The organism is Salipiger sp. PrR007, assembly GCF_010499845.1.
Lineage (GTDB): Bacteria > Pseudomonadota > Alphaproteobacteria > Rhodobacterales > Rhodobacteraceae > Salipiger > Salipiger pacificus_A.
Window position 1 is genome coordinate 20370 of record NZ_JAAGOZ010000024.1, and the last position, 10710, is coordinate 31079.

11 protein-coding genes and 1 pseudogene are annotated in these 10710 nt (G+C 67.3%); 4 read left to right on the plus strand and 8 right to left on the minus strand.

The annotated features are described in order from the left end of the window. Nucleotides 1–18 precede the first annotated feature (18 nt). On the minus strand, nucleotides 19–1539 hold the full coding sequence (locus G0Q01_RS11600; RefSeq protein WP_164195800.1) for an aldehyde dehydrogenase family protein: 1521 nt from the start codon (nucleotides 1537–1539) through the stop codon (nucleotides 19–21). Between the two features lie 94 nt (nucleotides 1540–1633). Here G0Q01_RS11600 and G0Q01_RS11605 point away from each other — a divergent pair, with 94 nt between their 5' ends. After that, nucleotides 1634–2593, plus strand: a complete 960-nt coding sequence (locus G0Q01_RS11605) for a LysR family transcriptional regulator (protein ID WP_203594990.1) — start codon at nucleotides 1634–1636, stop codon at nucleotides 2591–2593. A 390-nt stretch (nucleotides 2594–2983) separates the two neighbouring features. Here the strand turns inward: G0Q01_RS11605 and murJ are convergent, their stop codons facing one another. The 6 genes from murJ to G0Q01_RS11635 all read right to left on the minus strand — a co-directional run bounded on the left by murJ (nucleotide 2984) and on the right by G0Q01_RS11635 (nucleotide 8999). Continuing rightward, nucleotides 2984–4507, minus strand: coding sequence for a murein biosynthesis integral membrane protein MurJ (murJ, locus tag G0Q01_RS11610; protein ID WP_164195802.1), 1524 nt, complete (start codon nucleotides 4505–4507; stop codon nucleotides 2984–2986). Nucleotides 4508–4611: 104 nt separating this feature from the next. Continuing rightward, nucleotides 4612–5391 (minus strand): sulfate/molybdate ABC transporter ATP-binding protein, encoded by a 780-nt coding sequence (locus G0Q01_RS11615; RefSeq protein WP_164195804.1) that lies wholly within the window; start codon nucleotides 5389–5391, stop codon nucleotides 4612–4614. A 12-nt stretch (nucleotides 5392–5403) separates the two neighbouring features. Further along, nucleotides 5404–6276 carry a sulfate ABC transporter permease subunit CysW gene (gene cysW / locus G0Q01_RS11620; protein ID WP_164195807.1) on the minus strand — a complete coding sequence of 291 codons (873 nt, stop codon included), beginning with the start codon at nucleotides 6274–6276 and terminating at the stop codon, nucleotides 5404–5406. Further along, complete coding sequence (gene cysT, locus G0Q01_RS11625) at nucleotides 6269–7105, minus strand: sulfate ABC transporter permease subunit CysT (protein ID WP_164195809.1); 837 nt, start codon at nucleotides 7103–7105, stop codon at nucleotides 6269–6271. Before cysT ends, cysW begins: the two co-directional genes overlap by 8 nt. After that, nucleotides 7102–8124 carry a sulfate ABC transporter substrate-binding protein gene (locus G0Q01_RS11630; RefSeq protein WP_164195811.1) on the minus strand — a complete coding sequence of 341 codons (1023 nt, stop codon included), beginning with the start codon at nucleotides 8122–8124 and terminating at the stop codon, nucleotides 7102–7104. The genes cysT and G0Q01_RS11630 overlap by 4 nt, the downstream gene beginning before the upstream one ends. 422 nt (nucleotides 8125–8546) lie before the next feature. Next, nucleotides 8547–8999, minus strand: a complete 453-nt coding sequence (locus G0Q01_RS11635) for an Rrf2 family transcriptional regulator (RefSeq protein WP_108970357.1) — start codon at nucleotides 8997–8999, stop codon at nucleotides 8547–8549. A 127-nt stretch (nucleotides 9000–9126) separates the two neighbouring features. Between G0Q01_RS11635 and G0Q01_RS11640 the strand changes: the two genes are divergently transcribed. Then, entirely contained in the window at nucleotides 9127–9597 is a 471-nt protein-coding gene (locus G0Q01_RS11640; RefSeq protein ID WP_164195814.1) for an Lrp/AsnC family transcriptional regulator, read from the plus strand. Nucleotides 9598–9632: 35 nt separating this feature from the next. Here G0Q01_RS11640 and G0Q01_RS11645 read toward each other — a convergent pair. Next, nucleotides 9633–9812: pseudogene (locus G0Q01_RS11645) on the minus strand (CBS domain-containing protein); the annotation flags it as partial. A gap of 77 nt (nucleotides 9813–9889) precedes the next feature. Here G0Q01_RS11645 and G0Q01_RS11650 point away from each other — a divergent pair. Further along, nucleotides 9890–10213 (plus strand): hypothetical protein, encoded by a 324-nt coding sequence (locus G0Q01_RS11650; RefSeq protein ID WP_164195816.1) that lies wholly within the window; start codon nucleotides 9890–9892, stop codon nucleotides 10211–10213. 208 nt (nucleotides 10214–10421) lie between these two features. Continuing rightward, the gene (locus G0Q01_RS11655; RefSeq protein ID WP_164195818.1) at nucleotides 10422–10661 is read left to right on the plus strand and encodes a hypothetical protein; all 240 of its coding nucleotides are present in this window, start codon (nucleotides 10422–10424) and stop codon (nucleotides 10659–10661) included. The last annotated feature ends 49 nt before the right edge of the window (nucleotides 10662–10710 follow it).

The window sequence follows — 10710 nt, forward strand, 5'->3', positions numbered from 1 at the left end:
ACGCCCGGCGCCCCCCGATCAGCCGATGTCGAAGACGACGCCCTGCGCCAGTGGCAGCTCCGAGGAGTAGTTGATCGTGTTGGTCGCCCGCCGCATGTAGGCGCGCCAGGCATCCGAGCCACTCTCGCGCCCGCCACCGGTTTCCTTTTCGCCGCCGAAGGCCCCGCCGATCTCGGCGCCCGAGGTGCCGATGTTGACGTTGGCGATGCCGCAGTCCGAGCCGCGGGCCGAGAGGAAGGTCTCCATCTCGCGCAGGTCGGTGGTAAAGATCGACGAGCTGAGCCCGCCGCCGACGTCGTTGTGATGCTCCAGCGCCTCGTCGAGATCGCTGTATTTCATCACATAGAGGATCGGCGCGAAGGTCTCGCGCAGCACCGGGCCGGCCTGCTCGGGCATCTCGACCAGCGCGGGTTTCACGTAGTAGGCGGCCGCGCCTTCGACCGGCGCGCGCGCTCCGCCGTGCACGGTGCCACCAAGTTCCGCCGCTTCCTGCAGGGCGGTCTGCATGCTCTCGAAAGCGGCCTTGTCGATCAGCGGCCCGACCAGCGCGCCGCTGTCCAGCGGGTTGCCGACGGTAACGCTGGCGTAGGCTTTGCGCAGCGCGGGGACGAGCTGGTCGTAGATGCTGTCGTGCACGAAGAGCCGGCGCATGGTGGTGCACCGTTGTCCCGCCGTACCCATGGCGCCGAAGGCGATGGCGCGCAGGGCCATGTCCATGTCGGCCGAGGGGCAGACGATCCCCGCGTTGTTGCCGCCAAGCTCGAGGATGCACTTGCCGAAGCGGGCCGCCACTTTTGGCCCGACGACGCGGCCCATGCGGGTTGAGCCGGTGGCCGAGATCAGCGCCACCTTCGGGCTGTCCACCAGCGCCTCGCCCAGCTCCGGCCCGCCGATCAACACCTGGCTCAGCCCCTCGGGCGCGTCGCCGAAGCGGGCAAGGGCACGCTCCAGTACCGCCTGGCAGGCGAGCGCGGTCAGCGGGGTCTTCTCGGACGGTTTCCAGAGTACCGGGTCGCCGCAGACCAGCGCCAGCGCGGCGTTCCAGCACCAGGGCGCGCAGGGGAAATTGAAGGCGGTGATGATGCCGACCACGCCGAGCGGGTGCCAGGTCTCCATCATGCGGTGGCCGGGGCGTTCGGTGGCGATGGTCAGGCCGTAGAGCTGGCGAGAGAGGCCGACAGCGAAGTCGCAGATGTCGATCATTTCCTGCACTTCGCCCAGCCCCTCGGAAGGCGACTTGCCCGCCTCGATCGAGACCATGCGGCCGAGCGCTTCCTTGGATTTGCGCAGTTCCTCGGCGTAGAGCCGCACGAGCTCCCCGCGGCGCGGGGCGGGCACGAGGCGCCAGGCCCGGAAGGCCTGTGCGGCGATGTTGATCGCCCTGGCCGCGTCTTCCGCGCTGTGGGTTGCGACCGTGGCGACGACGTCGCCAGTCACCGGGGAGACAACCTGCAAGCCGCCGTCCACGTCAAGCGCGGCGGCGACGCCGCAGCTTTCGAGCGTTTCGGCGGTGAGGGTGGGCAGGGGTTTGCTCAGCATGGGGGCCTCCGGGAGCGATGGGTCGGCGTAAGGTTAGCAAGCGGACAGCCGATGCGCATAACGCCAAGTCGGGCTGACCCCATGCGGGTTTGGCATGGTGATCGCCGCTGCTGCGGCCTATCGTGACCGCCGCATCAACCCGAGGACCGACGTGCCCCTGCAACGACGCCTGCTTCCCGACATGAAGGTGCTGCAGACCTTCGAGCTTGCCGCCCGGCACGGCAATTTCACCCGCGCGGGCGAGGCGCTTTCCCTGACCCAAAGCGCGGTCAGCCGGCACGTGCGGGACCTCGAGGCGCAGATCGGCAAGCCGCTGTTCGACCGTCTGCGGGGGCGGGTGGTGCTGACCCAGGCCGGGGCGGAGCTGTTGCCCGAGGTGCAGCGCCTGCTGCGCATGGCCGAGAGCACCATGCGCCATGCCACCGCCGGGGCGCAAGGCCAGAGCCTCTTGGCGCTGAACGCGCCGCCAACCTTCGCCACGCGCTGGCTCATGCCGCGGCTGCCTGATTTCCTGGCGCGGCACCCGGGGCTGCGGGTGGATGTGAGCACGAATCCTGGCGTCTTCGACCTTGGCAGCCGGCAATGCGATCTCGCGCTGCACTTCGGTCAGCCGCTCTGGCCGGGCGGGCAATGCACCTACCTGTGCAGCGAGATCGTGGTGCCCGTCGCCGGAGGTGCGCTGCGGGACCTTCGGATCGGACGGGCGGGGGAGCTGCTGGCGCAGCCCAAGCTGCATGTCACCAGCCGCGCGACCATGTGGGCGGAGTGGTTTGCCAGCTTGGGGCTGGACGGGGCCGATCCGCAAGGCGGCCACTGGTTCGACGAATTCGCGCTCAGCATCGAGGCGGTCAAGGCCGGGCTCGGCATCGCGCTACTGCCCCGTTACCTGATCGAGGCGGAGCTGGAGCGCGGCGAGCTGACCATCGTGCTGGACGCGCCGCTGAGCACCGAGCAGGCTTGGTACATCGTCGCGCCGGAAGGGCGGGGCGACAAGGCTGCGGCCTTCGCGGACTGGCTTCAGGGACAGGTTTCCTTCCGCCCGCTGGTCGGGTGACGGGCTTTCATTAAACGTTTGTAAACAGCCGGCTCCCGGAGTTGCCTCATGCGGGCCAGAGCCATGCGCCGGATGCAAGGCGGGTCTTCTTTTTCGGCAGTGGTGCTGCGGCGCAGCAAATGGCATCAATAGCTCATCGGCACCACGCAGTGCCGAGGAATTTTCTAGAGGCTCTCCTCCTCCTCCCTGAGCCTCGGAAATCGGCGACGACCCTTCTCCTCCTCCCTTGGGTCGTCGCCACCCTTCCTCTCCTCCCGGACTACTCGTCCCCATGCAGCTATGCCCGACGCCGTGTGCGCGCTCCGTGACGCGCGACAGATCGGTCTCGGTCGTCGCGATGCCATGCGCGCCTGGCGTCATAGCCCGTCTCGGTTCGTGCTCGTGATCGGTTCAAAGTTCCGAGCCGCTGCCGCGCAATCCGCCCAGCATCCAATACGTCCCGAGATAGCTGCCTGCGCCGACCAGAATAACGGCCCCGAGAGCAATGTATCGAAGGCCGTCCGCCTCGAGCGCGCCGCTGAAACCTCCGCAAGCTCCCGCCACCGTGGCGGCCATGACAGCCGTGGCGATGCCGATCCGCGGCAGTCGCTGCCGCAACCGCTGATCAACCCGCGTGGCGGCGCCTAAGCTGCGGGTGCCCCGCCAAAGCTGCAGCGCCATGACCCAGCCCGCGACCGTCGTACCAAGCGCCGCGGCCGAAAATCCCATGACCGGCGCGAGGCCAAGCGCCAGCGCGGCGTTCACTGCCATCGACCATAGCGCAAAGCGGAACGGGCTGCGGGTGTCCTCTCGCGCGAAGTAGAGAGGCTGAAGCACCTTTTGCAGCACGAAGGCCGGCAGGCCCGCGCCGTAGATCGCCAACGCCAGTGCGGTCGGGCCGACGTCGGATTCAAGGAACGCCCCGCGGCGGAACAGCACCGAGATCAGCGGCTCGGCGATGACAACCAGCGCCACCGCGGCGGGCAGCGTCAGAACCAGGGCAAGCTCGGCCGCGCGGTTGAAGGCATGGCGGGCGCCGGCGATGTCGCCAGACTTGTGGCGGCGGGTGATCTCGGGCAGCAGCACGATGCCGATCGCGATCCCGACGACTCCCAATGGCAGTTGATAGAGCCGGTCGGCGTTGGTCAGCCAGGCGATGCCATGCTCGAAGTAAGAGCCGACCTGCCGCCCAACCAGCAGGTTCACCTGCACGACGCCCCCCGCCAGCACCGCCGGGGCGGCGACCACGAGCAGCCTGCGCATGTCGGGACTCAGCCGCGGGCGGCGCAGACGCAGCGCGAAGCCCATGCGCCGGGCTGCCCACCAGACAATTGCCAGCTGCGCCAGTCCCGACAACGGGGTCGACCAGGCCATCGCGAGGCCCATGTCCCAGCCGCGCCGGTCCGCCAGCAGCATCGCGGTGATCAGGACGAGGTTCATCACCACGGGTGCAGCGGCGGCGGTGGCGAAGCGGCCTCCCGCATTCAGAAGGCCCGAAAGCAGCGCGGTGAGCGAGATGAACAGGATGTAGGGAAAGCAGATGCGCCCGTAGACCACCGCCAGATCGAACCTCTCGTCGCCGAGAAAGCCGCTGGCCTGCAGCGCCACCAGCCACGGCATCGCCAGATGCGCCAGCAGCGAGACCGCAAACACCACGGCAAAGAGACCAGAAAAGGCCTCTTCGGCAAATCCGCGCGGGTTGTCGCGGGCCTCGAGGCGCCGCGCGAACATCGGCACGAAGGCGGTGTTGAACGCTCCCTCGGCAAAGAAACGGCGAAACATGTTGGGCAGGCTGAAAGCGACGAGATAGGCTTGCGCCACCGGCCCGGTCCCGAGGTAGGCGGCGATCATCAGGTCACGCAGGAAGCCGACAAGACGGCTGGCGAGCGTCCAACTGCCGACCGATAGGATGCCTCGGAGGAGCGGGCTTCTCATCGAGCGGGCATTGCGGGTCGGGGGCCAGATACGGGATCAGGCATGGGACCTCATGGGTGTCGTCTCCTGCGCGCGGGCCCGCGGCCCGCGGTGTCGGTCCTGTGCTATCGCGGCACAGTGGCGCTGTCGAGCACCGCGGTGGCGCGTGTCGGTGTGACGCCGGCCGGCGGCTCGATGAAGCTCCGGACGAACTCGGTGGCCGGCTGGTTGCGGATCTCGGCGGGGGCTCCGACCTGTTCGATCCGGCCCATCGACATGACCGCGACCCGGTCGGCGAGGGTCAGGGCTTCTTCCTGGTCATGGGTGACGAAAACGGTGGTAAGCCCCGTTGCATCGTGGATCTCGCGCAACCCGGCGCGCAGCTCGCGGCGCACCCTGGCGTCGAGCGCTCCGAAGGGCTCGTCGAGCAGCAGCATGCGCGGCTCGGGTGCCAGCGCACGCGCCAGCGCGACCCGCTGGCGCTGGCCGCCCGACAGCTGGCTGGGATAACGCCCGGCGATCTGCGGCAGTTGGATCAGCTCGAGCAGCCGCGCGACGCGGCGGGCGATCTCGGCACTGCCGGGGCGGGCGCGGCGCGGCCGGGCGCGCAGACCGTAGGCGATGTTTTCGAACACTGTCATGTGGCGAAAGAGCGCGTAGCTCTGGAACACGAAGCCGGTGCGCCGCTGCTGCACCGGGGTGCCAGTGGCGTCCACGCCGTCAAGCAGCACCCGCCCGGCGCTTGGCTGTTCCAGCCCGGCCAGGATGCGCAGCAGCGTGGTCTTGCCCGAGCCTGACGGGCCAAGCAGCGAGACCATCGCGCCCGAGGGAATGGCGAGCGACACCGGGTGCAGCGCGGTCATCGTGCCGAAACTCTTGGAAATCTCTTCGATGTCGATGTGCATGGAAGTCTCCGATCAGTGACGGCGGGTGGCGGCCAGCTGGTCCGCGTGGCGCCATTCAAGCAGGGATTTCAGGGCGAGCGTGAGCAGTGCGAGCGCTGCCAGCAGCGCCGCCATCGAGAAGGCGGCGACCGAGAGATACTCGTTGTAGAGCATCTCGATCATGATCGGCATGGTGGTGGTCTGGCCACGGATCTTGCCCGAGATCACCGCCACCGCGCCGAACTCTCCCATGGCGCGCGCATTGCACAGCAGAACGCCGTAGAGCAGCGCCCAGCGGACGTTGGGCAGGGTCACGGTGCGGAACATGTGCCAGCCCGAGGCGCCGAGCGTCAGCGCTGCTTCTTCCTCGGCGCGGCCCTGTTCGGTCATCACCGGGATAAGCTCGCGCGCAACGAAGGGAAAGGTGATGAAAAGCGTCGCCAGCAGCAGGCCCGGGAAGGCGAAAACGATCCTGAGGTCATGCGCCTGCAGCCAAGTGCCGAGCCAGCCGTGCGATCCGTAAAGCAGCACGAGGGCCAGCCCCGCCACCACCGGCGAGACGGAGAAGGGCAGATCGATGAGGGTGATCAGAACGGCCTTGCCACGGAAGTCGAACTTGGCGATGGCCCAGGCGGCGGCGAGGCCGATCGCTGCGTTGAGCGGCACCGAGACGGCGGCGACCATGAGGGTGAGGCGGATCGCCGAGAGCGCGTCGGGCTCGGTGAGTGCGGCGCCGGCGGCGCCAAACCCGTCCCGCAGGGCCTCGGCGAAAACCACCGCAAGCGGCGCGATCAGCAGCACCAGGGTCAGGCCGAGCACGCCCAGCGTGAGCAGGGCGCGGACGGTCGGGCCCTCGGTGGTCGCGCGGAGGGGCTGGGGCCTGTCAAGCGCGGCGGGGTCAGACATGGCCGATCCTCCTGCGGGTCCAGACCTGTGTGGCGTTGATGAAGAGCAGCATCGCGAAGGAGATGCCGAGCATGGCGAGGCCGATGGCCGCAGCCGCGTCGTAGTTGTATTCCTCGAGCCGGATGACGATCAGCAACGGCGCGATCTCGGTCTGTCCTGGCAGGTTGCCGGCGATGAAGATGACCGAACCGAACTCGCCCACCGAGCGGGCCAGCGCCAGCGCAAAGCCGGTCATCAGCGAGGGCGTCAGCACCGGCAGGACGACTTTGCGCAGCGTGCGCAGCCTCGAGGCGCCGAGCGTGGCCGAGGCTTCCTCCCATTCCGAGTCGATCTCGTCGATCACCGGCTGCACGGTGCGCACCACGAAGGGCAGCCCGACGAAGACCAGCGCCAGCCAGATGCCCGCCTCGGTGTAGGCGACGCTGATCCCCAGTGGCGCCAGCGCCTGTCCAAACACGCCGTTCGGCGCGTAGAGCGTGGTCAGCGCGATCCCGGCCACCGCCGTCGGCAGGGCAAAGGGCAAGTCCACCGCCGCATCGATCAGCCGCCGCCCCGGAAAGCGATAGCGGGTCAGCACCCAGGCCAGCGCCAGCCCGAAGACCAGGTTGAACAGCGAGGCGACCAGCGCCGCACGAAACGACAGCAGGAGCGCCGCGCGCACCCGTGCCGGGGCGAGGTGACCGGCGATCTCCGCCGGGCCCATGAGCAGGCCCTGACCCAGAAGCGCCGCCAGCGGCAGCAGAACCACGCCGGTCAGGGCGGCAAGCAGGATCCCCATGCCCAGGCCAAAGCCGGGCAGGGGCGAGGCGACGCGCAGCACCGGGCTCACTCCGCGGAGATCTGGTCGAAGATGCCGCCGTCGCCGAAGAAGCGCGGCTGCGCCTCGGTCCAGCCGCCGAAATCGGCGATCGTGACGAGCTCGAGGTCGGGGAAGCGGTCGATCTCGTCATCCGCGGCCAGCGAGCTGTCCCAGGCGCGGTAGAAGTTTGCGAGCGCCAGCGCCTGCGCCTCGGGGCTGTAGAGATACTCGAGATAGGCCTGCGCCACCTCGCGCTGCGCGTCATCCTTGATATTGCCAGGCACAAGCGCCACCGGCGGCTCGGCGAGTATCGAAACAGAGGGCACGACGATCTCGAAGGCCTCCGCGCCAAGCTCGTCGAGCGCGAGAAACGCCTCGTTCTCCCAGGCCAGCAGCACGTCACCGACGCCGCGTCGGGTGAACGTGGTGGTCGCCCCGCGCGCGCCGCTGTCGAGGACCGGCACGTGTTTGAAAAGCTCTGTCACGTAGTCCCGCGCGCTGTCCTCGCTACCGCCGGACTGGGTCAGCGCCCAGCCCCAGGCGGCGAGGAAATTCCAGCGTGCCCCGCCCGAGGTCTTGGGGTTGGGGGTGACCACCTGCACGTCGTCGCGGATCAGGTCGTCCCAGTCGGCGATGCCCTTGGGATTGCCCTGGCGGACAAGGAAGACGATGGTCGAGGTATAGGGCGCGGAATTATGCGGCAGGCTTGCCTGCCAGTCCTTGGGCAGCACCCCCGAACGCTCGGCGATTGCGTCGATGTCCGAGGCGAGCGCGAGTGTCATCACCTGCGCGTCGAGCCCGTCGATCACCGCACGCGCCTGCGCGCCTGATCCGCCGTGGCTTTGTTCGATGGTGACGGGTTCGTGTCCCTGCGCCTGCCACCAGTCGGCGAATAGCGCGTTGTAGGCGCGGTAGAATTCGCGCGTGGGGTCGTAGGAGACGTTGAGCAGCCGGGTCTCGGCGGCGGCGAGACTGGGGCTCATGACCGCGCCGCTGGCCAGCACGGCGGCGAGCAGGGACGCGTGGGTGCGAAGAAAGGCGAGGCTCATGTCGGGTCTCTCTCACAAGGGGAATGTCAGACCGGCACTTGGCCGGGACGGGTCACGCGGACACGCCATTGCGTGGGGCAGCGGCCTTGCATCCTCTCGCGGGCGGCCCACTTCGGGGGCGCCGGCACGCATGGTCAGCGCGCGGCTGCCGACCTGAAGCGGCAGTCGGGACTCGCGGGTCACGAGGTGCGTCACATGCACCCGCCGCGCAGGACTGGAGTGAAGGGACGTCGGCATTCGGGTCCTCCTTTCGGACGGGCGGGATCGCCCGACGATGAGCTGGGCAGCTTGCCCAATAACCTAAATATCCATCGTGTTAGTCGTATTTGCGAGAGAAGAGGTTCGGCGTCTTGCATCGCTGTGAGAGAACTTTATTCTCTGGCGATCGGTTGCCGCGACAATCCGCTTTCCTGCGCCGCCTCCTATGGCGTGCCGGTGCCGAAGGTTTTCCCTGCCATTACAGGATCTTTCAGCAGATCCTGAAGGGTCAGCGACTCGATCAGCAGTAGGTAGCTGTAGAACACCTCGCCGAAGACCCGGCGCAGCTGGCAGCTCTGCTCGTCGTCGCAATCCTCGCAGCGCTGATAGGCGCGGCGAGAGAGGCAGGGCAGGGGCGCGATGGGCCCGTCGATCTGTTGCAGCAACTCGCCAAGCGAGACTTTTGCGGGCTCGCGGATCAGGAAGTACCCTCCGGCGCGGCCCCGCTTGGCCCCGAGGTATCCGGATTTCCGCAGATCGAGCAGGATGTGCTCGAGAAAGCGCTTCGGCGCTCCCGACCGTTGTGCGACTTCCTCAATGGTCAGCGCCGTGCCCGGTTCGAGCGCCCCGAGGGCCATGAGGGACTTGAGAGCGTATTTGGTCTTCTGCGTGATCATGCGCTCAGTAAAACACCAAATTCACGGCAGGAGAAGTCGTCTTTGCTTTAATCACGACAATGACGGTAGACATATTGTTAAAATGCGACATGCTGATCCGGTAAACCGACTCGCAGGAGGGATCCGGATGGGACTCGACCGCATCGACCGCAAGATCGTCGCAACGCTGATGGGGGACGCGACGGTTCCGCTCGCCCGGCTGGCGGACATGGTGGGGTTGTCACAGACCCCCTGTTGGAAGCGCGTGCGCAAACTGGAGCAGACCGGTGTGATCCGGGGACGCGTGGCTTTGGTGGATCCCGAGCGTCTTGGGCTCGGTCTCACCGTCTTCGTCAGCATTTCGGCACCGGAGCAGAGCGCGGAGTGGCAAAAACTGTTCGAAAGTGTCGTGGTCGGTTTGCCGGAGGTCATGGAGGTCTATCAACTTGCCGGGAGTCACGATTACGTCCTGCGCATCGTGGTTCGCGACATGTCCGGCTTCGAGCGTCTGCGGCGGCAGATCACCGAAGCAGTTCCGGTGCGCGAGATTTCCGCCAACTTCGCGCTGCGGCGGTTGAAGACCCAGACTGTACTGCCGATCGACACCATCACTGCGTAGGCCACCTTGCCGGCTACCCGACTTCAACGGCGATCTCAGCACAAATTCAGCGCCTCGCGTGCCAGCGCGGCGATGAGGTCGGTGCGCGTGACGATGCCGACAATGCGTTCGCTCTCCAGCACCGGGATGGCATCGACATCCCCATCCGCCATCATCGGGAGCAGCGCGGAGGTGACCGGCAAAGAGGCGCCCACACGGGATCGGGGGCGGACACGAGTTCGCCAGCCCCCCTTGAGACGGGCTCCTTCGTGCCGCAAGCTGATCGCGACTGCCCCGAAAGGAGGACCCCCCGATGGTCGAGTACACCCGGACGTTCGCGATGGTTGCCACGGTTATTGCCCTCGGCGCTTGTGCTCAGGGCCCGCAGATTCAACCACTGACCAAGGGCTTCGTCGAGGGCAGTTTTTCCGCGAGCGATGCGGCCGTGGGGGCATGCAAGGCCAAGCTGGCGGCAGAAACCTCGGGCAGGCTGAAGGTCGTGGGATCGCAATCCTCGGGCGCAAGAAGCTCGGTCTACATGCGGATCGGTCCAAGCGGCGCCCCGTGGCGATGCCGGGTGGGCTCGGATGGGAGCAATCCGACCGTCGGATTCATGGGGTATGGCGGGATGGCCTAACGTCAGCGCGCGACAAAATTCTGTTTCCTAGGTCAGGCTGAGAACTGGCGCACCCAAAGTCGGATCGAGGCGATGTCGACGAAGCCGAAGAGACGTTCCGCTGTCGATCATGTGCAGGGCATCCGGCGCGCTAGCTATGGGTTTAGGAAGGCACCGAAATTCCGACATTTTGCCGAGCTTGCCGCCAACGATGTCGAGCCCGAAAAGCATGGCTGTCAAACGGAAGACCTACGGCGCCGAGTTGAAGGCGAAGGTGCCGCTTGAGGCCGTTCATGCTGAGCGGGCATGCGCCGAGCTGGCGGCAAACCGTGGCGCGCATCAAAGCCTGATCAACACACGGACGCGACAGTCTCCCGCGGGCCTGTCCTGCCCCCTGTCGGGCGGGGCCGAGGGGAGGGCGGCCGAGAAGGAGGTCGAGATCGAGACACAGCCCCCCAAGACCGGTTAGCTCGGGGTGGAGGAGGATTTTTCTGGCCAAGGCCTCCGGACGGCGGGCG

Excerpts from the sequence above, each read along its gene's own strand:
- G0Q01_RS11600 (WP_164195800.1), bottom strand. The coding sequence starts at position 1,539 with ATGCTGAGCAAACCCCTGCCCACCCTCACCGCCGAAACGCTCGAAAGC.
- G0Q01_RS11605 (WP_203594990.1), top strand. The coding sequence starts at position 1,634 with ATGGTGATCGCCGCTGCTGCGGCCTATCGTGACCGCCGCATCAACCCG.
- murJ (WP_164195802.1), bottom strand. The coding sequence starts at position 4,507 with ATGAGAAGCCCGCTCCTCCGAGGCATCCTATCGGTCGGCAGTTGGACG.
- G0Q01_RS11615 (WP_164195804.1), bottom strand. The coding sequence starts at position 5,391 with ATGCACATCGACATCGAAGAGATTTCCAAGAGTTTCGGCACGATGACC.
- cysW (WP_164195807.1), bottom strand. The coding sequence starts at position 6,276 with ATGTCTGACCCCGCCGCGCTTGACAGGCCCCAGCCCCTCCGCGCGACC.
- G0Q01_RS11630 (WP_164195811.1), bottom strand. The coding sequence starts at position 8,124 with ATGAGCCTCGCCTTTCTTCGCACCCACGCGTCCCTGCTCGCCGCCGTG.
- G0Q01_RS11635 (WP_108970357.1), bottom strand. The coding sequence starts at position 8,999 with ATGATCACGCAGAAGACCAAATACGCTCTCAAGTCCCTCATGGCCCTC.
- G0Q01_RS11640 (WP_164195814.1), top strand. The coding sequence starts at position 9,127 with ATGGGACTCGACCGCATCGACCGCAAGATCGTCGCAACGCTGATGGGG.
- G0Q01_RS11650 (WP_164195816.1), top strand. The coding sequence starts at position 9,890 with ATGGTCGAGTACACCCGGACGTTCGCGATGGTTGCCACGGTTATTGCC.
- G0Q01_RS11655 (WP_164195818.1), top strand. The coding sequence starts at position 10,422 with ATGGCTGTCAAACGGAAGACCTACGGCGCCGAGTTGAAGGCGAAGGTG.